Origin of the sequence: Nocardioides sp. URHA0020, assembly GCF_000620705.1 — a bacterium.
GTDB lineage: Bacteria > Actinomycetota > Actinomycetes > Propionibacteriales > Nocardioidaceae > Nocardioides.
The window spans coordinates 43,070-63,215 of record NZ_KK211172.1; the positions used below are offsets into that span (position 1 = coordinate 43,070).

16 protein-coding genes and 1 tRNA gene are annotated in these 20,146 nt (G+C 69.4%); 6 read left to right on the plus strand and 11 right to left on the minus strand.

Going from position 1 to position 20,146, the window contains the following annotated elements:
- Positions 1–4: 4 nt before the first annotated feature.
- Entirely contained in the window at positions 5–448 is a 444-nt protein-coding gene (locus tag N542_RS0121280) for a hotdog fold thioesterase (protein WP_028645647.1), read from the plus strand.
- A 48-nt stretch (positions 449–496) separates the two neighbouring features.
- Here N542_RS0121280 and N542_RS0121285 read toward each other — a convergent pair whose 3' ends face one another.
- Positions 497–1,072, minus strand: coding sequence for a GNAT family N-acetyltransferase (locus N542_RS0121285; protein WP_036509342.1), 576 nt, complete (start codon positions 1,070–1,072; stop codon positions 497–499).
- 111 nt (positions 1,073–1,183) lie between these two features.
- On the opposite strand from N542_RS0121285, the gene N542_RS0121290 reads away from it, so the two are divergent.
- The gene (locus N542_RS0121290) at positions 1,184–1,930 is read left to right on the plus strand and encodes a DUF554 domain-containing protein (RefSeq protein ID WP_028645649.1); all 747 of its coding nucleotides are present in this window, start codon (positions 1,184–1,186) and stop codon (positions 1,928–1,930) included.
- A 135-nt stretch (positions 1,931–2,065) separates the two neighbouring features.
- Positions 2,066–3,412 (plus strand): ABC transporter substrate-binding protein, encoded by a 1,347-nt coding sequence (locus tag N542_RS0121295; protein ID WP_028645650.1) that lies wholly within the window; start codon positions 2,066–2,068, stop codon positions 3,410–3,412.
- Between the two features lie 121 nt (positions 3,413–3,533).
- Here N542_RS0121295 and N542_RS0121300 read toward each other — a convergent pair whose 3' ends face one another.
- Positions 3,534–4,001: a MarR family winged helix-turn-helix transcriptional regulator gene (locus N542_RS0121300; RefSeq protein ID WP_028645651.1), complete on the minus strand. Its 468-nt coding sequence runs from the start codon at positions 3,999–4,001 to the stop codon at positions 3,534–3,536.
- Between the two features lie 112 nt (positions 4,002–4,113).
- Here N542_RS0121300 and N542_RS0121305 point away from each other — a divergent pair, with 112 nt between their 5' ends.
- The gene (locus tag N542_RS0121305) at positions 4,114–5,343 is read left to right on the plus strand and encodes an amidohydrolase family protein (protein WP_028645652.1); all 1,230 of its coding nucleotides are present in this window, start codon (positions 4,114–4,116) and stop codon (positions 5,341–5,343) included.
- Positions 5,344–5,351: 8 nt separating this feature from the next.
- The gene (locus N542_RS25995; RefSeq protein ID WP_036509347.1) at positions 5,352–6,299 is read left to right on the plus strand and encodes an amidohydrolase family protein; all 948 of its coding nucleotides are present in this window, start codon (positions 5,352–5,354) and stop codon (positions 6,297–6,299) included.
- Between the two features lie 120 nt (positions 6,300–6,419).
- Here the strand turns inward: N542_RS25995 and N542_RS0121315 are convergent, their stop codons facing one another.
- The 6 genes from N542_RS0121315 to N542_RS0121340 form a co-directional block, all read right to left on the minus strand.
- Positions 6,420–7,205: an ABC transporter ATP-binding protein gene (locus tag N542_RS0121315; RefSeq protein WP_028645653.1), complete on the minus strand. Its 786-nt coding sequence runs from the start codon at positions 7,203–7,205 to the stop codon at positions 6,420–6,422.
- Positions 7,202–8,182, minus strand: a complete 981-nt coding sequence (locus N542_RS0121320) for an ABC transporter ATP-binding protein (RefSeq protein ID WP_231482810.1) — start codon at positions 8,180–8,182, stop codon at positions 7,202–7,204. The genes N542_RS0121315 and N542_RS0121320 overlap by 4 nt, the downstream gene beginning before the upstream one ends.
- Positions 8,183–8,186: 4 nt before the next feature.
- The gene (locus tag N542_RS0121325; RefSeq protein ID WP_028645655.1) at positions 8,187–9,362 is read right to left on the minus strand and encodes a branched-chain amino acid ABC transporter permease; all 1,176 of its coding nucleotides are present in this window, start codon (positions 9,360–9,362) and stop codon (positions 8,187–8,189) included.
- An 18-nt stretch (positions 9,363–9,380) separates the two neighbouring features.
- Entirely contained in the window at positions 9,381–10,610 is a 1,230-nt protein-coding gene (locus N542_RS0121330; RefSeq protein ID WP_081795460.1) for a branched-chain amino acid ABC transporter permease, read from the minus strand.
- Positions 10,611–10,841: 231 nt separating this feature from the next.
- The gene (locus N542_RS0121335) at positions 10,842–11,459 is read right to left on the minus strand and encodes an ANTAR domain-containing response regulator (RefSeq protein WP_028645657.1); all 618 of its coding nucleotides are present in this window, start codon (positions 11,457–11,459) and stop codon (positions 10,842–10,844) included.
- A gap of 45 nt (positions 11,460–11,504) precedes the next feature.
- Positions 11,505–11,693, minus strand: coding sequence for a hypothetical protein (locus N542_RS0121340; protein ID WP_028645658.1), 189 nt, complete (start codon positions 11,691–11,693; stop codon positions 11,505–11,507).
- Between the two features lie 111 nt (positions 11,694–11,804).
- Between N542_RS0121340 and N542_RS0121345 the strand changes: the two genes are divergently transcribed.
- A tRNA-Leu gene (locus N542_RS0121345) sits at positions 11,805–11,877 on the plus strand.
- A 551-nt stretch (positions 11,878–12,428) separates the two neighbouring features.
- On the opposite strand, the gene pyk is transcribed toward N542_RS0121345, so the two are convergent.
- The 3 genes from pyk to gltB all read right to left on the minus strand — a co-directional run bounded on the left by pyk (position 12,429) and on the right by gltB (position 20,069).
- A complete protein-coding gene (pyk, locus tag N542_RS0121350) occupies positions 12,429–13,901 on the minus strand; it encodes a pyruvate kinase (RefSeq protein WP_028645659.1) in 1,473 nt (490 codons plus the stop codon).
- A gap of 158 nt (positions 13,902–14,059) precedes the next feature.
- Entirely contained in the window at positions 14,060–15,526 is a 1,467-nt protein-coding gene (locus N542_RS0121355) for a glutamate synthase subunit beta (RefSeq protein WP_028645660.1), read from the minus strand.
- On the minus strand, positions 15,519–20,069 hold the full coding sequence (gene gltB, locus N542_RS0121360) for a glutamate synthase large subunit (RefSeq protein WP_028645661.1): 4,551 nt from the start codon (positions 20,067–20,069) through the stop codon (positions 15,519–15,521). Before gltB ends, N542_RS0121355 begins: the two co-directional genes overlap by 8 nt.
- Positions 20,070–20,146 lie beyond the last annotated feature (77 nt).

Sequence of the window (20,146 nt, forward strand, 5' to 3'; positions counted from 1 at the left end):
CGCCATGAGCACTTCGGGCAAGGACGAGCTGAGCGTCGAGGACTACATCGCCGCCATGCCGCAGGGCATGGGAGGACTCAACGAGAAGATGGGCATCCAGCTCCTCGAGATCTCGGCCGAGCGCGTCGTCGGCACCATGCCGGTCGACGGCAACACCCAGCCCTACGGCCTCCTGCACGGCGGGGCGTCGGTGGTGCTGGCCGAGACCCTCGGCTCGGTCGGCTCCGCGGCGCACGCCTACCCCGACAAGGTGGCGGTCGGCACCGAGATCAATGCGACGCACCACCGCTCCGCCACCTCCGGCACGGTGACCGGCGTCGCGACCGCCATCCACCTGGGGCGCACGATGGCGACCTACGAGGTCGTCATCACCGACGAGCGCGGCAAGCGGGTCTGCACCTCGCGGATCAGCTGCGCACTGCTGCCCAGCGACCGCTTCGCAGGCTGAGGTCGGGGCTCGACCTCGCTGGGTCCGGACCCGCCGGTCGGGTCCCCGCTAACCCTCGGCGCCGGCCCGGCTCCTGCGCAGCGACCGGCGGGCGGCGAGCACCTGGGTGAGCTGACGGCCGTTGCCGGCGCCGGCCGGTCGCCGGTGAGCGCTCAGCCGGCTGCGGACCGAGTGGGTCGTGGCGACCCGGAGGACGGCGTACGGGCCGAGCGCGATGCGCGCCATGAACCGGTTGGCGTCGCGCGACCCGGCGACCGCCGCCGTGGCGACGTGCGAGATCCCGAGCTCCTCGGCCCAGGTCACCGCGGACTCCATGAGCGCGGTGCCGATGCCGTGGCGCCGGTACGGCGCGAGCACGTGCGGGGAGAGCGCGCGCACGACGGGCTCGGTGTTGATCGCCGACATGGTCGTGTGCTCCAGATGGACGGCTCCGGCGAACTTGCCGTCGTACTCGGCGACGACGATGCGCTGGCTGTCGGAGGCCAGCACGGCGACGATCACGGCCTCCATGTCGGCCGCCTGGTCCTCGGGTCCGACCCGACGGATCACGTCGGTCCAGACCTCCGCCAGATGCGTCGAGTCCTCGAGGGTCACCGAGCGGAGCATCACCAGGGAGCGATTCATCGCACCATGCCTATTCGACCTTCCGGAGAACTGCCGCGCGTCCGTATCCCCCGAACGCGGCTCCAGCAGTAGAGACTACGCTCGGCCTCCCCGTCCTGTCAGAGGAGTCCCTTGATCCCCGGTCTCGGCACCGTCGTCAACGTCGCCGCTGTGCTGATCGGCAGCCTGATCGGTGTGCTCCTCGGCAACCGGCTGCCGATCCGCACCCGCGACCTGGTCACCGACTCCCTCGGCCTGGTCACGTTGCTGATCGCCGGCACGTCCGCGATGGCGGTGCTCGACGACGACCTGTCCGACACCGTCGGCGACAGCGCCCCGATGCTGATCGTGCTCGGCGCGCTGCTCATCGGCGGGATCGTCGGCTCGCTGCTGCGGCTGGAGTCGCGCGTCGAGTCGCTGGGCGGCTGGCTGCAGCGCCGGCTCGCCGGTGCCGCCGACTCCGCCGACCGGCACCGGTTCATCGAGGGCTTCGTGGTGTCCTCGCTGATCTTCTGCACCGGCCCGCTCACGATCCTCGGCTCGCTGAACGACGGGCTCGGCAACGGCGCGGATCAGCTCTTCCTCAAGTCCGCGCTCGACGGCTTCGCGGCGATCGCGTTCGCGGCGTCGTTCGGCTGGGGCGTCGCGGCCAGCGCGGTCACGATCATCGCGGTGCAGGGCAGCCTGACGCTCCTGGGCCTCGCCCTGGGCGACGTCCTGCCCGACGCTCAGCTCATCGCCATCACCGCGACCGGCGGACTGCTGCTCGTCGGCGTCGCGCTGCGGCTCCTCCGGGTCCGGGAGATCCCGGTCGCGGACCTGCTCCCCGCGCTGCTCGTCGCGCCGGTACTGGTGACCGTCGTGGGCGCGCTTCATTGACGTAACGGTTCGCTAACGACAGGGTGCCGTACGACACCGCACCCTCTGGCCAGTCCTACGGTGGCATGGCTATGCCCAACCTTTCGGGAGGGCGGGCGCGGTGTAGTGCCTCAACGCGACAGAAAGGTTCACCCCGTGAATCGATCCACAACCGCCACCTGGGTACGGCTGATGGCGGGCACAGCCGTCCTCGGCCTTGCCCTCACAGCCTGTGGCAGCGACTCCGACGACAGCGCGGAGCCGAAGGCAAGCGACAGCGCATCTAAGTCGGCTCCGGCAGCCGACAAGTTCACCAACGACAAGTGCGCTGCCAACCAGACCAGCGCCGACGCTCTCCGCGTCGGCGGCATCCTGCCGCTCACCGGCAACCTCGCGTTCCTCGGGCCCCCCGAGATCGCGGGCGTCGGTCTTGCGGTCTCGGACATCAACGCGGCCGGAGGCGTCAAGGGCGCCAAGGCCTGCCACGACGTCCAGGACTCCGGTGACTCGACCGACATGTCGGTCTCCACCGCATCCGCGGGCACGCTCATCGCCAGCAAGCCGTCCGTCGTGGTCGGTGCCGCGTCGTCCAGCGTCTCGCTGAACGTCGTCGACACCTTCGCGGACAACAAGATCACCGAGGTCTCGCCGGCCAACACCGCCGTCGACCTCAGTGGCTACTCTCCGTTCTACTTCCGGACGGCTCCGCCGGACGGCGTCCAGGGCAACGCGCTGGGCACCCTGATCACCACCGACGGCTACACGAAGGTCGGCTTCCTGGTGTTCAACGACACCTACGGCACCGGTCTGCGCAACGTCGTCGAGGAGACGGTGAAGGCCGCTGGTGGCTCCTGCACCTACGGTTGCAAGGGCGACGGCGACGAGTTCCCCGCCGGCCAGACCACGTTCTCGGCCGAGGTCAGCGGTGTGCTCGCCTCCAAGCCGGACGCGATCGTGGTGCTCGCCTTCGACGAGACGAAGTCGATCATTCCCGAGCTGAAGTCGCAGGGCTGGGACATGTCGAAGGTCTACCTGACCGACGGCAACACGTCCGACTTCAGCGCCGACTTCGCCAAGGGCACCCTCGAGGGCGCTCAGGGCACCATCCCCGGTGCCGACCCGGACGCCAGCTTCAAGGACCGGCTCAGCGGCTGGGCCGAGGTCGGCGAGGGCGCTCCGCTGAAGGACTTCTCCTACGGCGCTGAGTCCTACGACGCGACGATCCTGGCCGCGCTCGCTGCCTACAAGGGCGGCGCGACCGACTCGGTGACGGTGCAGAAGAACTACGCCGCCGTCTCCGGTTCCACCGACGGCGAGGAGTGCAAGTCGTACGCCGACTGCACCAAGCTCCTCGACGACGGCAAGGAGATCAAGTACACGGGTCCCTCGGGCATCGGTCCGATCGACAAGGAGAACGACCCGTCGTCGGCGTTCGTCGGCATCTACAAGTACGACGCTGACAACAAGAACATCCTCTCGACCACGGTCGAGGGCTCCAAGTGATTCCCGGGTGATCGTCTGACGATCACCCACCCGCACCACGCGAAGGGCCCCGGACCTCACGGTCCGGGGCCCTTCGTCATGCTCAGACCCGGACGGCAGCAGGGCCGCCGTCGCCGACCTTCTAGGACGCTCCTCCGCGAGCAGCGCGAGCCCAGGCATCGGCATCCCGGCTGTACCGGACGAGATACCGGGCGAAGTCGGCTTGCTCGTCGGGGCTCCATGCTTCGGTGATCTGCTGGAACACGGCGGCCTGTTCGTCGGCCAGGCGGCGGCGCTCGGCGTGGCCGGCGTCGGTCAGCTGCAGGACGCTGCGTCGACCGTCATCCTGGGATGCCTCCCGACGGAGCAGGCCGGCGGTGATGCAGCCGGCGACGCTCCGGCTCGCGACCGGCTGCGACACCCCCAGCTCGGCCGCCATCCGGCCCACCGTCGTCTCCCCGGGGAAGTCCGCGACGATGTTGAGGATCAGGTTGCGCGCGAGGTCGCGCCGAGCACCCGAGGTGCGGCGACGCATCCGCGACAGGGCAAGCCCGACGTCGCCCAGCACCGCGTCGTCAGCAGAGGTCTCGTCCTGCGCTTCAGGGGTCACGACCCGATCATACGCAGACGGCGACCGCCGCACATATAGATGTCGATTGCGATGTGCATACCTTGTGCTATAGATTACGGTCGTCCGCACGTAGAACAGACAGGGGAATCCCATGACGACCACCATCGTCGGCGCACAGGTGTTCGATGGCACGGCAGTGCTCGGCATCCAGAACATCTCCATCGAGGACGGGAAGATCGTCCAGGTGGGAGGTGATGTCCCCGCCGGGTCGCAGGTCGTCGACGCCTCGGGCTCGACCCTCCTCCCTGGCCTGATCGATGCCCACGTGCACACCAACCGCGACTCGCTGGCCCTGGCGCTGCAGTTCGGCGTGACCACGGAGCTGGAGATGCAGGGCACGAACACGCGCGACAACCGCGCGGCGATCAGTGCGGACGACACGGTCGCCGACGTCCGCTCGGCCGGCTTCGGCATCACGCCTCCCGGCGGCCACCCCAGCGAGCTGTTCCCGGAAGGCTTCCGACCGGGCCCGCCTCCGGGCGCGCAGCCGCCGCCCGGGCTGCCTCCCCTCATGCCGTTCTCGACCACGCCGGAGCAGGCGGTGGCCTTCATCCCACAGCTGATCGAGCGTGGCTCGGACTACATCAAGTTCATGGTCGACGACGGCAGCGTCGAAGGACATCCCGGACTGCCGATGCTCGACCAGGCGACCCTCAACGCCGGTGTCGCCGAAGCCAAGAGGCACGGCATGCTCACCATCGCCCACGCCCTCACCGTGGACGCGACCCGCATGGCGATCGAGGCGGGCATCGACGGCCTCGCCCACCTGTTCATGGACGGTCCCCACACCACAGAGATCATCGACCTCGCCGTGGACGCGGGTGTCTTCTTCGTCCCCTGCATCGTCCTGGACGCCTCGATGATGGGGATCACCGGACGTGATCTGGCCGATGACGACCGGGTGGCCACCAGGCTCGACGCCGACTGGGACACCACACTGCGATCGAGCTTCAACCACTACCCCCAGGGAAGCCTCGACGACGTGCTGGCGAGTGCGAAGGCGCTCCATGACGCGGGCATCGACCTGCTGGTCGGCACCGACGCCTCAGTCGCACTGCCCTTCATGGGCGGGCTCGCACACGGCGCCAGCGTCCACCACGAGCTGCAGTACCTGGTGCGCGCGGGGCTCAGCCCCGCTGAGGCTCTCCGCGCCGCGACCTCGACCACCGCGCGGCGCTTCGGGCTCGACGACCGAGGCCGCATCGCGGAGGGACTGCGTGCCGATCTTCTTCTCGTCGACGGTGACCCACTGACGACCATCGGCGACACGCTGAACGTCCGCGGCGTCTGGCGACGCGGCCAGCTCCTGTCGACGAGCTGAGCACGGCCATGACCGCGCACCGGATCGACGTCCATGCCCACTTCCCGGTCGACCTGCGCCACGGCCCGGATCCTCGCCGGGCACCGTGGGCCCGGTGGGACACCGACCACGCCCTGCGACAGCTCGACCGGCTGAGGATCCGACGGCAGTACCTGTCGCTCCCCGCGCTTCCCGTGCACCGAGCACCTGACGACCAGCCATCCCCGGGGACCGTGGCGCGAGCGGTGAACGACAAGTTCGCCGAGATCATCACTGACGCACCGGAGCGCTTCGGCGCCTTCGCCACCGTCCCGGGCGACGACATCGACGCCGCCGTCGCAGAGGCACGTCGCGCGCTCGACGATCTGGGTCTGCACGGCATCGCACTGGGCAGCAACGCAGCAGGCCGCTACCTCGGCGACCCCTGGTACGAGCCACTGTTCGCCGAAGCAGCGGCTCGCGACGTGCCCGTGTTCGTTCACCCCGCACAGAACCCGCTCGCAGGACCGCTGGCGCTCGACCGACCCCCGTTCCTGGTCGAGTTCCCGCTGGACACCTTCCGCTCCGTCGTCGACGCGGTCTACGCCGGCGTGTTCTCACGGCATCCCGAGCTCCGCGTCGTCGTCGCCCACTGTGGCGGGGCACTCCCCGCCCTGGCATGGCGGGTGAGCAGCCTGGCCGGACTCGTCGCACCACGGGACGAGCATCCCGGTGCCACTCCGGCAGAGGTCGCCGCGAGCCTTTCCGGGCTCTACCTCGACACCGCACTCTCGGGCTCGCCAGGCGTCCTCAGCGCCGCGATCGACCTCGTGGGCGCCGATCACATCCTCTACGGCACGGACAGCGGAGCGGCACCTCACGACGTCATCGTCACCAACACAGACGGCCTCGCGCAGGCCGGACTCACGCGCGCGGAGCTCGCCGGCATCGAGCACGACAACGCAGCCGCACTCTTCAGCCACGCCCCGGGTGCGTGACCGACGCACGCTGCGTCGCCTCAGTCGAGCCGAAGGTCAGCCACACCCAGGCGCAGGCACCAGGTCTCTGCAGGCCCCGGCAGGCCTCGGCGAAGACTCCGATGTCGCGGTGCAGGTCGGTCAGTGCTGCTCGCGCTCGCTGTCGACGTCCTCGGCCAGCGTGCCCAGGTAGAGCGCGATGACCTTGGGGTCGTTCGCGAGGTCACGACCGGTGCCGGTGTGGGCGTCCTTGCCCTGGTCGAGCACGTAGCCGCGGTCGCAGATCTGCAGGCACCGGCGGGCGTTCTGCTCCACCATCACCACGCAGACGCCGGTCTTGTTGATGCGGCGGGTGCGCAGGAAGGTCTCGTCCTGGCGCACCGGCGACAGACCCGCGGACGGCTCGTCGAGGAGCAGCACCGACGGCTCCATCATCAGGGCCCTGGCCATGGCCAGGGACTGACGCTCGCCGCCGGACAGCGCGCCCGCGCTCTGGTTGCGGCGGTCGTGGAGGACCGGGAAGAGGTCCCACATCGCGTCGAGACGCTCGCGGGTCTTCTTGGGCCGCAGGAAGAGGCCCATCCGGAGGTTCTCCTCGATGCTCAGCGAGGGGAAGACGTTGTTGGTCTGCGGCACGAAGCCGACACCCATCTCGACGAGCTGGTTGGTGCGCAGGTTGGTGATGTCCCGGTCCCCCAGGGTCACCGAGCCGGAGTGCACCTTGACCAGGCCGAACATCGCCTTGAGCAACGTCGACTTGCCGGCGCCGTTCGGGCCGATGATGCCGATCATCTCGCCGGGGTAGGCGACCAGGCTGCAGCCGTTGAGGATGTTGACCCCGGGGATGTAGCCGGCGACGACGTCCTTGGCCTCGACGACGGCCTTGCGCGTCTCGGTGGCGGTGCCGCCACTCTGCTGCTGGGTCATTTCGGTCCCTCCGCCTCTTCTTCGGCCTGACGTACTGCATCCTCGGCCGCCACCTCTTCGGCGAGCTCCTCGAGCGCCTCGTCGGTGAGCAGCGCGTCGTCACCGAGGTCGGTGTCGTGGTGCGCCCCGAGGTAGGCGTCGATCACGGCCGGGTCCGACATGACGGTGTCGGCCGATCCCTCGGCGACCAGTCGGCCCTCGGCCATCACCGCGACCCAGTCGGAGATGTGGCGTACGACGTGCATGTCGTGCTCGACGAACAGCACGGTCATGCCCTCGTCGCGCAGGTTCTGGATGTGACCGAGCAGCGACTGGGTCAACGCCGGGTTCACGCCGGCCATCGGCTCGTCGAGCATGATCATCTTGGGGTCGCTCATCAGCGCCCGGGCCATCTCGAGGAGCTTGCGCTGGCCGCCCGAGAGGCTGCCCGCGTAGTCGTGCTTCTTCTCGAGGAGCTTGAAGCGGGCCAGGAGCTCGTCGGCCTTGGCCTCGTTCTCCTTCTCCTGCTTGCCCCAGGTGCCGCGGAACATCGACTTGAAGAGGTTCTCGCCGGCCTGGTCCTGGGCGCCGAGCATCATGTTGTCGATGACCGTCATGGCGCTGAGCGCCTTGGTGAGCTGGAAGGTGCGGACCATGCCGGACCGCGCGACGCTGGAGGCCGACGTCTTGTCGATCGTCCTGCCGTCGAACTCCCAGTGGGCGCCCTTGCCGGCCGTGGTCGGCTTGTCGAAGCCGGTGATCAGGTTGAAGAACGTCGTCTTGCCGGCACCGTTCGGGCCGATCAGCGCCGTGATGAGGCCGCGCTGCACCTCGAGGTGCTGCACGTCGACGGCCGTCATGCCGCCGAACTGCCGGACGATGTTGTCCACCCGCAGGATCGCGTCGGGCTTGGTCGCGCCCGGCGTGGCCTCGAAGCCGGACGTCAGCGCCAGCCGGGCCGCCGGGTCGGCCATCGCGCCGACGGCGGGTTGGGTCATGTGGTCAGACATTGAATCGCAGCTCCCTCTTGTTACCCAGGATGCCTTGTGGTCGGAAGATCACGATCAACATCAGCGCGACACCGACGACGATGTAGGAGAACTGCTCCGTCTGCTGGTTGTTCATGATGCTGTCGGGGACGTACGCCGCGGCGGTGTACTTGATGCCGATGCGGGCCGCGAAGAACAGCACCGAGCCGAGGACCGGTCCGAAGATGGTCGCGGCACCGCCGAGCAGCAGCGCGGTGTAGCAGAAGAACGTCAGCGAGCGACCCATCGAGTCGGGCTGCACGCTGGCCGGCAGCACGTACACGATGCCGCCGAGGGCGCCGAAGAGTCCACCGATGATGAGCGCCTGCATCTTGATCGAGAAGACGTTCTTGCCCAGCGAGCGGACCGCGTCCTCGTCCTCCCGGATGCCGCGGAGCAGACGCCCCCACGGGCTGCGGACCAGCAGGTAGACGACCAGCGTGCTGACGGCCACCAGGATCCAGGCGACGAAGCGCACCCACCAGCCGTTGACGCCGGTGCTCTGCTGGGGCACCGGGAAGAGGAAGAAGAGCAGCAGCAGGCCGAAGACCAGCAGGCCGACCATGCCGGCCGCCTGGGCGATCCCGCGGAAGGCGCCACCGCTGCGGAAGCGCAGCACGATCAGCACGATCACGGCGATGGCCACGAGCCAGCCGATGATCCGGACCCAGGCCGCGCCGTCGGCGACGTCGGTGTAGTTGAACGGGATCAGCGTGAACTGGCCGCTCCCGAAGAACGACAGGTTCGCGAACGGCGTGCGGTACTGGCTGCCGGGGATGCCCTGGGCCGAGCCGGTGAAGTCGACCAGGAGGGCCGACCTGCCGACGTACCGGATGATCTCGGCCGCCGAGATCGTGACGATGGCGAGGTAGTCACCGCGCAGCTTCAGGGTGGGTGCACCGAGCACCAGCGCGAAGATGAACGCCGCACCGAAGCCGAACAGGACGCCGACGATCATCGGCAGGCCGTGCCAGATCGAGATCGCGAACCCGTAGGCGCCGAGCAGCATGAAGCCCGACTGGCCCATGTTGAGCAGGCCGGTGAAGCCGAAGTGGATGTTGAGGCCGATGACGGCGATCGCGACCGCCGCGGTCTGCGGCGAGAGCGCCTCGCGCATCATGCCGTTGAGGATGAACTGGATGGTGTCCATGGTCTGTCAGTCCTCCCCTTAACCGATCCGCTGCGGCTTGCCGAGCAGACCCTGGGGTCGCACGAGCAGGAGCAGGATCAGGATCAGCAGCGCGGTCGCGTACTTGAAGTCGCCGGGCATGCCCAGGACCGGTGAGAGCTCCACGACCAGGCCGATGACGATGGCACCGACGAGGGCGCCGAACGCCGTACCGAGGCCACCGAGCGTCACCGCCGCGAAGAGCAGCAGCAGGATCTGGAGGCCGGAGTCCCACTTGATGCCGTTGGTCACCAGCGCGTAGAGCAGGCCGGAGAGTCCCGCGAGCCCCATCGCGACGATCCACACCAGGCGGATCACCCGGTCGGTGTCGATGCCGGACGCGGAGGCGAGAGCAGGGTTGTCGGAGACCGCGCGGGTGGCGCGGCCGATCCGGGTGCGCAGCAGGGCGTAGCCGACCGCGGCGAGCACGATCACCGAGATCACCATCGCCACGATCGACTGGTTGGTGATCGTGACCGGGCCGATCGAGCGCACGGACGGGTTGTCCTGCACGACGCGGACCGTGCGGGCGCCGACCGTGTACTGGTACACGTACTGCAGCGCGAGCGAGAGCCCGATCGTCACGATCATCATCTGGGTCAGACCCAGGCCCCGGCGCCGGAGCGGTTGCCACAGGACCCGGTCCTGGAACCACCCGGTGAAGGCACACAGCAGCACCACCACCAGGCCACCGAACCAGAGCCCGAGGCCGTGCTGGTTGATCAGGAAGTAGCCCAGGATGCCGCCCAGGGTGACCTGCTCGGCGTGGGCGAAGTTGGAGAGCCCGGTGGTGCCGTAGATCAGGGAGAGGCCGACCGAGGCGAGCGCGAGGAGCAGGCCGAGGCGCAGGCCGTTGACCGTGCTCTGGACCAGCTCGTCGGCCTTGCTGGTCGAGTCGCTGTAGTTGGCCGTCCGGATCGTCAGGAGGCCCGGCTTGGTGACGCCGAACTTCGTCACGACCGTCACCGTGCCGGTGGCGACGTCCAGGTCCTTGGGCAGCGAGGACTCGTCGACCTTGACGACGTACGTGCCCTCGGTGTCGGCCTGGAAGTTCCACTTGCCGGTGTCGCTCGTGGTGACCTCGGTGGCGGTGCCGGCCTCGTCGGTGATGGTCAGCTTCACATCGGCGAGCGGGCCGTCCTCCGTGCGGATGGTGCCCGCGATGCAGCCCTTGTCAGGGCTGGGCAGGCACAGCGTATCGACGGCGTTGGCCGCCCCCGAGGAAATCATCGCGAGGACCGGCGCCAGCAGGAGGGCGAGGATGAGACCCGCTACCCCCCTGGCTACCGACCGCTCGCGGACGACGTGTCGAGACTTCAACTCGGTCCTCCCAATTCCAGAACCCGGCCGGGTTCGGTCGGCAGTCTAAGGGTGAACGGTGAGCGAAGCGCCACTACGTCGCTGTTGTACGGCGGGTCGCAGCCAGGCTTTACCGAAGCGTGATCTGACGGAGACGTCGGCTCAGCGTGCGAGGCCCGGGCCGTGGGCGATGACCCCGTCGGCGACCTGCCGCATGGAGAGGCGCAGATCCATGGCCGTCTTCTGGATCCAGCGGAACGCATCGGGCTCGGAGAGCTTGAGCTGCTCCTGCAGGACGTTCTTGGCGCGCTCGACGGCCTTGCGGGTCTCGAGGCGCTCGGTGAGGTCGGCGACCTCGGCCTCGAGCATCGACAGCTCGGCGAAGCGGCTGACCGCCATCTCGATCGCCGGCACCAGGTCGGTCTGGCTGAAGGGCTTGACCAGGTAGGCCATCGCGCCGGCGTCGCGGGCCCGCTCCACCAGGTCACGTTGGGAGAACGCCGTCAGGATGACGACGGGGGCGATCCGCTGGCTCGCGATCCGCTCGGCCGCGGCGATGCCGTCGAGGACGGGCATCTTCACGTCGAGGATCACCAGGTCGGGCCGCAGCTCCTCAGCGAGCTCGATGGCCCTGGCGCCGTCACCGGCCTGGCCGACGACGTCGTACCCCTCATCGGAGAGCATCTCCGCGAGGTCCATCCGGATGAGGACCTCGTCCTCCGCGATGACGACCCGGCGGGCCACCGGGCCCGGGGTCGGTTGGTCGATCGGCTGCGTCACGGCAGCAGGCTATCGGCCCGGGCGACGTCGTACGCCGTCCGCCCGTCACGCTGGACGCGGCGCCGCCCGCCCGATGGGCGCTGCGGAGGTCTCGCGACTGCGCAGGAACAGCTCGACGTCCTCGCGCTCCACGCGGGTGCGGCTGCAGATGGTGGTGGCGGTCCGGGCGTTGCCGATCGCCCGCTCGTTGCTCGCGCGCGCCCATCCGCTGACCTGCTGCCACGGCATCCACATGTCGACCTCCCCTGCCCGAGCATCCTCGCCGCTCAAACTGTAGTATTTCAATCGACTTCAGCCAAGGACGTCTCGCCGCCGATGCTTCGATAGGGTTCTCGCGGCTTGCCGGCCCCGGTAGCCCAACGGCAGAGGCAGTGGTCTCAAACACCATCCAGTGTGGGTTCGAATCCCACCCGGGGCACCGCTCCTCCACCGATGTCGGCGCTGCGACCGACGATCGACATGGGTACGACGACCAGGTGCGGGAGCGAGCCCTCGAGCTCCTGAGGCACGGCTCCCTGTCCCAGCTCTGCCGAGCGGGCGACGGCGCGTCCCGGCCGCCTGCCCTCGATGCACGCCCACCGAGCTCGACCGCTCGGCGTACGCCGCTCTGCTCGCCTCTACCTCGGCGACGGACACCTCTCCGCCGCGCGCCGTTGCTTCACCCTGCGAGTGTCGCGCGACGCGGCGTACGGGTGCGATCGTCGACGACGTCCGGCCGCGTCCCTGCGCGGCCTGTTCCACTCGGACGGCTGCCGGGTGCGGAACTGGGCGACATGAATGGTCGCCGGCGAGAAGAAGCGCTACGACTACCCCCGGTGGCAGTTTCCGAGCCTCAGGCCGAGCCTGCGAGGCCTGAGGCGCTGCGAGGAGATTGAGGAGCGTCGGCATGCCTCGGAGCGAAGCGACGAGGGATGCGACGCGTCTCGAAATCCAGTCGTGAGGTGACCAGGAGCGCGGCGACGCCGACGATCAGCGCGGCTGGCGCCGGTACGCCGGAGCGACCTCGTTGATCGCGTCACCCATCCGGTGGATCCGCAGCGCGTTGGTGGACCCCGGGATCCCGGGAGGCGCGCCGGCGATGATCACCACGAGGTCGCCCTCGGTGACCCGACCGATCTGCAGCAGCTGGTCGTCGACCTGCCGGACCATCTCGTCGGTGTGCTCGACCATCTGCGTCAGGAACGTCTCCACGCCCCAGCTCAGCGCGAGCTGGGAGCGCACGGCGGGGACGGGCGTGAAGGCGAGCACCGGGACGGACCCGCGCAACCGCGACATCCGGCGAGCGGAGTCACCGCTGGTGGTGAAGGCGACGACGTACTTGGCCTCGACCCGCTCGGCGACCTCCTCGGCCGCCTTGGCGATGACGCCGGAACGGGTGTGCGGGTCCCAGTCGATCTTGGCGAAGACGCCGGCACCGTCGCCCGACGCGATCGCGTGCTCCTCGGTCGAGGTGATGATCCGGGCCATCGTCTCGACGGTGTGCACGGGGTACTCCCCCACGCTCGTCTCGCCGGAGAGCATGACCGCGTCGGCGCCGTCGAGCACGGCGTTGGCGACGTCGGAGGCCTCGGCGCGAGTCGGCGCCGGACTGCTGATCATCGACTCGAGCATCTGCGTCGCGACGATGACCGGCTTGGCGTGCAGGCGGGCCTTGCGCACGATCTGCTTCTGCAGGAACGGCACGTCCTCGAGCGGGCACTCCACGGCGAGGTCACCACGAGCGACCATGAAGCCGTCGAAGGCGTCGATGACCTCATCGAGGTTCTCGATCGCCTGGGGCTTCTCGATCTTGGCGATGATCGGGACGTGGATGTTCTCCTCGTCCATGATCTTGCGGACGTCGTCGGCGTCCTTGGCGTCACGCACGAAGCTCAACGCGATGAAGTCGACGGTGAGGTGCAGCGCGAAGCGCAGGTCCTCGATGTCCTTCTCGGACAGCGCGGGCACCGACACCGCGACCCCGGGCAGGTTGATGCCCTTGTTGTTGGAGACCTTGCCGCCGACGAGGACCTCGGTGTGCACGTCGGTCCCGTCGACGACGCCGGTGACCCGGAGCCGGATCTTGCCGTCGTCGATCAGCAGCGGGTCGCCGACGTTGACGTCGCCGGGCAGTCCCTTGTACGTCGTGCCGCAGATCGTGTCGTCGCCCGCGACGTCGCGGGTCGTGATGATCCACTCCTGGCCCCGGCGCAGCTGGACCGGTCCGTCGGGGAACGTCTCGAGCCGGATCTTGGGGCCCTGGAGGTCGGCGAAGATGCCGACCCCGTGCCCGCTGGCGTCGGAGGCCTCGCGCACGAGGCGGTAGGCCTCCGCGTGGTCCTCGTGGGAGCCGTGGCTCATGTTCAGCCGGGCGACGTCCATCCCGGCGTACACGAGCTCACGGATACGACGCGGCGACGAGGTCGCGGGGCCGAGGGTGCAGACGATCTTGGCTCTACGCACGTGCCTCACCCTACCGCGACTTTGATCGTTCAAAGACCTAACTACCTGTGTACTCCGAGAGAAAATGCCGAGCCGGCGCGCCGTGCCCCCGCCCGTGTCTCCGGACCAGGGTCACTCCGCGCCGACTCGTGGGTCAAGCGGCACCGGCTCGGCGTGCCTCAGACGACCAGCGGGCGCTCGGTCGGCTTGATCGGCGCGGGCAGCGTCGTCGAGCCGGTGAGGAACGTGTCGACCGCGGCGGCCGCGGCGCGTCCCTCGGCGATCGCCCACACGATCAGCGACTGGCCACGGCCCGCGTCGCCGGCGACGAAGACGCCGGACACCGAGGACTCGTAGGTCAGGTTGCGCTTCACGTTGCCGCGCTCGTCGAGGTCGACGCCGAGCTGCTCGATCAGGCCCGGCTTCTCCGGACCGAGGAAGCCCATCGCGAACAGCACCAGCTCGGCCGGGATGTCGCGCTCGGTGCCCTCGATCTCGGTCAGCCTGCCGCCCTCGAACACGACGTCGACCAGGCGCAGCGCTCGGACGTTGCCGTCCTCGTCGCCGAGGAACTCCTTGGTGGAGACGGCGTACACCCGCTCCCCCGCCTCCTCGTGCGCCGAGGAGACCTTGAAGGTCATCGGGTACGTCGGCCAGGGCTGGCCGGCCGGCCGCGACTCGGGCGGCTCGGGCATGATCTCGAGCTGCGTGATGGACGCCGCGCCCTGACGGGTGGACGTGCCGAGGCAGTCGGCACCGGTGTCGCCACCGCCGATGATGACGACGTGCTTGCCGGTGGCGAGGATCTGGTCCTCGACCTCCTCACCGAGAGCGACCCGGTTGGCCTGCGGCAGGAACTCCATCGCCTGGTGGATGCCGCCGAGCTCGCGCCCGGTGACACCGAGGTCGCGGGGCTCCGTGGCGCCCATGGCGAGCACGACGGCGTCGTACCGCTCGGTGAGCTTGTCGGCGCCCAGCGCGGTGCCGACGTCGACACCGGCCCGGAAGACGGTGCCCTCACGACGCATCTGCTCCAGACGCTTGTCGAGGTGCTTCTTCTCCATCTTGAACTCGGGGATGCCGTAGCGCAGCAGGCCACCGATCTTGTCGGCGCGCTCGTAGACCGCGACGGTGTGGCCGGCGCGGGTCAGCTGCTGGGCGGCGGCGAGACCCGCGGGGCCCGAGCCGATCACCGCGACGGTGCGGCCCGAGAGCCACTCCGGCGGCTGCGGCCGGACCAGGCCCGAGTCCCAGGCCTTGTCGATGATCGTGACCTCGACGTTCTTGATCGTGACCGGGTCCTGGTTGATGCCCAGGACGCAGGCGGTCTCGCAGGGTGCCGGGCACAGGCGACCGGTGAACTCCGGGAAGTTGTTGGTCGCGTGCAGGCGCTCGATGGCACCCTCCCAGTCGTCGCGCCAGACCAGGTCGTTCCACTCGGGGATGATGTTGCCGAGCGGGCAGCCCTGGTGGCAGAACGGGATGCCGCAGTCCATGCAGCGGCCCGCCTGCTGGGTGATGATCGGGAGCAGGGCCCGTCCGGCGCTGCCGGGGTAGACCTCGTTCCAGTCGTTGATGCGCTCCTCGACCGGACGTCGCTCGGCGACGGCCCGGCCCTCCTTGAGGAATCCGCGGGGGTCAGCCATGGAGTGCCTCCATCATCGCGTGGGCGGTCTCGTCCTCGTCGAGGCCGGCCGCTTCGGCCTTGGCCTTCGCCTCGAGGGACTTGCGGTAGTCGGACGGCATCACCTCGGTGAACCGCGTCAGTGCGGTCCCCCAGTCGGCGAGCAGCCCCTCGGCGACCGTGGATCCGGTCTCCTCCAGGTGGGCCCGGACCAGTTGCTCGAGCTCGTCGGCGGCGCTGCCGGTCACCGGGCCGAGCTCGACGAGCTCGGTGTTGACCCGCTGGGTCTTCAGGTCGAGCACCCAGGCGACGCCGCCGGACATGCCGGCCGCGAAGTTGCGCCCGGTCTTGCCGAGGACGACCACGCGCCCACCGGTCATGTACTCGCAGCCGTGGTCGCCCACGCCCTCGTTGACCAGCCACGCACCGGAGTTGCGGACGGCGAACCGCTCGCCCACGCCGCCGCGCAGGAAGATCTGCCCCGACGTCGCGCCGTACGCGATCGTGTTGCCGGCGATGATCTGCTCGTTGCTGTTGAACGTCGCCGACCGGTCGGGGCGTACGACGATCCGTCCGCCCGACAGGCCCTTGCCGACGTAGTCGTTGGCGTCGCCCTCGAGCCGCAGGGTGATGCCCCGGGGCAGGAACGCGCCGAACGACTGGCCGGCGGAGCCGGTGAACGTGAGGTCGATGGTGCCGTCGGGCAGGCCCGCGCCGCCGTACTTCTTGGTGACCTCGTGGCCCAGGATCGTGCCGACGGTGCGGTTGACGTTGCGGATCGAGACCTGCGCCCGCACCGGCTCGCCGTGGTCGATCGCGGCCTGCGCCAGCGGCACCAGCTGGGTGACGTCGAGCGACCGCTCCAGGGCGTGGTCCTGCTTCTTGGTGCAGGTCAGGTCCTGGTCGGGGAACGCCGCGCGGTCCGGCTGGTGGAGCACCGGGGTGAGGTCGAGACCGGAGGCCTTCCAGTGGTCGACGGCCGTGCGGACGTCGAGCGTGCCGACCTGGCCGATCGCCTCGTCGAGGCTGCGGAAGCCCAGCTCGGCCAGGATCTCGCGCACCTCCTGGGCGATGAACTCGAAGAAGTTGACGACGTACTCCGCCTTGCCCGAGAAGCGCTCGCGCAGCACCGGGTTCTGCGTCGCGACGCCCACGGGACAGGTGTCGAGGTGGCAGACCCGCATCATGATGCAGCCCGAGACCACCAGCGGGGCCGAGGCGAAGCCGTACTCCTCGGCGCCCAGGAGCGCGGCGACGACGACGTCACGGCCGGTCTTGAGCTGGCCGTCGGTCTGCACGACGATCCGGTCGCGCAGGCCGTTGAGCAGCAGGGTCTGCTGGGTCTCGGCGAGGCCGAGCTCCCACGGACCACCGGCGTGCTTGAGCGAGGTCAGCGGCGCCGCACCGGTGCCGCCGTCGTGACCGGAGATCAGCACCACGTCGGCGTGCGCCTTGGAGACGCCCGCCGCGACCGTGCCCACGCCGACCTCGGAGACCAGCTTGACGTGCACGCGGGCCTGCGGGTTGGCGTTCTTGAGGTCGTGGATCAGCTGCGCCAGGTCCTCGATGGAGTAGATGTCGTGGTGCGGCGGCGGGCTGATCAGGCCCACGCCCGGCGTGGAGTGCCGGGTCTTGGCCACCCACGGGTAGACCTTGTTGCCGGGCAGCTGCCCGCCCTCGCCGGGCTTCGCGCCCTGCGCCATCTTGATCTGGATGTCGTCGGCGTTCGTCAGGTACTCCGAGGTGACGCCGAAGCGCCCGGACGCGACCTGCTTGATCGAGCTGCGGCGCTCGGGGTCGTAGAGGCGGTCGGCGTCCTCGCCACCCTCACCGGTGTTGGACTTGGCCCCCAGCCGGTTCATGGCGATCGCGAGGGTCTCGTGCGCCTCCTTGCTGATGGAGCCGTAGGACATCGCGCCTGTCGAGAACCGCTTGACGATCTCGGAGACCGGCTGGACCTCCTCGATCGGGATCGGCTGGCGCCCGGAGGCGTCCGCGTCCTTGAACCGGAAGAGGCCGCGCAGGGTCATCAGCCGCGCGGACTGCTCGTCCACGCGCGCCGTGTACTGCTTGAAGATGTCGTAGCGCCCGCTGCGCGTCGAGTGCTGCAGGCGGAAGACCGTCTCGGGGTCGAAGAGGTGCGGCTCGCCCTCGCGGCGCCACTGGTACTCGCCGCCGATCTCGAGCTCGCGGTGCGCCGGGAGGATGCCACCGCGGGGGTACGCCGTGGCGTGGCGGCGCGCGACCTCCTCGGCGATCGTGTCGAGCTCGATGCCGCCGAGCTTGGAGGTGGTGCCGGTGAAGTACCTGTCGACGAGCGTCTGGGAGAGCCCGACCGCCTCGAAGATCTGCGCACCGGTGTACGACGCCACCGTGGAGACGCCCATCTTCGACATCACCTTGAGCACGCCCTTGCCGAGCGCCTTGATCAGGTTCTTGACGGCCTGCTCCGGCTCGGCGCTGACGTAGTAGCCCTCGCGGGCCAGGTCCTCGACGGACTCCATCGCGAGGTAGGGGTTGACCGCGGCCGCGCCGTACCCGACGAGCAGCGCCACGTGGTGCACCTCGCGGACGTCGCCGGCCTCGACCAGCAGCCCGACCTGGGTCCGGGTCTTCTCGCGCACGAGGTGGTGGTGCACCGCGCCCGTCAGCAGCAGCGACGGGATCGGCGCGTGCTCGGCGGTGGAGTGGCGGTCGGACAGCACGATGACGCGGGCACCGTCGGCGATCGCGGCGGAGACCTCGGCGCAGATCTCGTCGATCCGCTCCGCCATCGCGGCACCGCCACCCTCGACCGGGTAGAGGCCGCGCGACACGTGGGTGATGAAGCCGGGCATGTCGCCGTCACGGTTGATGTGGCGGATCTTCGCGAGGTCGTCGTTGGAGATGACCGGGAAGGGCATCACGACCATCCGGCACGACGCCGGCTGCGGCTCGAGCAGGTTGGACTCCGGCCCGATGGTCCCGGACAGCGAGGTCACGAGCTCCTCGCGGATCGCGTCCAGCGGCGGGTTGGTCACCTGGGCGAAGAGCTGGCTGAAGTAGTCGAAGAGCAGCCGCGGCTTCTCGCTCAGGGACGCGATGGGCGTGTCGGTGCCCATCGAGCCGAGCGGCTCGCCACCGGTGTTGGCCATCGGGGTGAGCAGGACGCGGAGGTCCTCCTCGGTGTAGCCGAAGACCTGCTGGCGCCGGGTCACCGAGGCGTGCGTGTGGATGATGTGCTCGCGCTCGGTGACGTCGGCGAGGTTGATCAGCCCGGCGTGCAGCCACTCGTCGTACGGGTGCTCCGAGGCGAGCTGGGTCTTGATCTCCTCGTCCTCGATGATCCGGTGCTCGTCGGTGTCGATGAGGAACATCCGGCCCGGCTGGAGCCGGCCCTTGCGGACGATGCTCGCCGGGTCCAGGTCGAGCACGCCGACCTCGGAGGCCAGCACGACGAGACCGTCGTCGGTCACCCAGTAGCGCGAGGGGCGCAGGCCGTTGCGGTCCAGGACCGCACCGATCTGGGAGCCGTCGGTGAAGACGACGCAGGCCGGTCCGTCCCACGGCTCCATCACGGCGGAGTGGAACTCGTAGAAGGCACGGCGCTTGGCGTCCATCTCGGCGTGGTTCTCCCACGCCTCGGGGATCATCATCAGCACCGAGTGGGGCAGCGAGCGGCCACCCATGTGCAGCAGCTCGAGGACCTCGTCGAACGACGCCGAGTCGGAGGCGCCCGGCGTGCAGATCGGGAAGAGCCGGTCGAGGTCGCCGGGGATCACGTCGGAGGCGAGCAGCGCCTCGCGGGCGCGCATCCAGTTGCGGTTGCCCATCACGGTGTTGATCTCGCCGTTGTGGGCGATGAACCGGAACGGGTGGGCCAGCGGCCAGCTCGGGAAGGTGTTGGTCGAGAAGCGCGAGTGCACGACCGCGAGCGCGGAGGCCATCCGCTCGTCCACCAGGTCGGGGAAGAACGTGTCGAGCTGCGAGGTGGTGAGCATCCCCTTGTAGGCGAGCGTGCGCGAGGACAGCGACGGGAAGTAGACGTCGGTCTCGTGCTCGGCGCGCTTGCGCAGGCAGAAGGCGAGCCGCTCGAGGGCCATCCCGGTGACCCGGGTGCCGGAGCCGGAGACGAAGAGCTGGACGAAGGTCGGCATCACGTCGAGGGCCATCTGGCCCAGGGCCTCGGGCTCGATCGGGACCTCGCGCCAGCCGAGGACGGTCAGGCCCTCCTCGACCGCGAGCTCCTCGATGCGGCGGCGCGTCTTGGCCACCTGCTCGGGGTCGCCCGGGAGGAACGCCGTACCCACGGCGTAGGAGTGCTGGGCCGGGAGCTCGAAGTCCACGACCGCACGCAGGAACGCGTCCGGGACCTGGAGCAGGATGCCCGCTCCGTCACCGGAGTTGACCTCGGCGCCCGCGGCACCGCGGTGGTCCAGGTTGCGCAGCGCGGTCAGCGCCTTCGCCACGATGTCGTGGCTGGCGATGCCGGTCAGGGTCGCGACGAACGCGACGCCACAGGCGTCGTGCTCGTGGCGAGGGTCGTAGAGCCCCTGGGGAGGCGGGAATGCGTGCGAGAAAGGCACCGGGCATTCTCCCGTCGTCTTCAGCGCCGCGCGACCCCACGACGTTGTCGAGGCCTGCGTCGGCGGTTGATCAATGC

Bases quoted from the DNA above. Each gene is read 5' to 3' on its own strand.
- N542_RS0121280 (WP_028645647.1), top strand. From the start codon at position 5: ATGAGCACTTCGGGCAAGGACGAGCTGAGCGTCGAGGACTACATCGCC.
- N542_RS0121285 (WP_036509342.1), bottom strand. From the start codon at position 1,072: ATGAATCGCTCCCTGGTGATGCTCCGCTCGGTGACCCTCGAGGACTCG.
- N542_RS0121305 (WP_028645652.1), top strand. From the start codon at position 4,114: ATGACGACCACCATCGTCGGCGCACAGGTGTTCGATGGCACGGCAGTG.
- N542_RS25995 (WP_036509347.1), top strand. From the start codon at position 5,352: ATGACCGCGCACCGGATCGACGTCCATGCCCACTTCCCGGTCGACCTG.
- N542_RS0121315 (WP_028645653.1), bottom strand. From the start codon at position 7,205: ATGACCCAGCAGCAGAGTGGCGGCACCGCCACCGAGACGCGCAAGGCC.
- N542_RS0121320 (WP_231482810.1), bottom strand. From the start codon at position 8,182: ATGACCCAACCCGCCGTCGGCGCGATGGCCGACCCGGCGGCCCGGCTG.
- N542_RS0121325 (WP_028645655.1), bottom strand. From the start codon at position 9,362: ATGGACACCATCCAGTTCATCCTCAACGGCATGATGCGCGAGGCGCTC.
- N542_RS0121330 (WP_081795460.1), bottom strand. From the start codon at position 10,610: ATGATTTCCTCGGGGGCGGCCAACGCCGTCGATACGCTGTGCCTGCCC.
- N542_RS0121340 (WP_028645658.1), bottom strand. From the start codon at position 11,693: ATGTGGATGCCGTGGCAGCAGGTCAGCGGATGGGCGCGCGCGAGCAAC.
- N542_RS0121355 (WP_028645660.1), bottom strand. From the start codon at position 15,526: ATGGCTGACCCCCGCGGATTCCTCAAGGAGGGCCGGGCCGTCGCCGAG.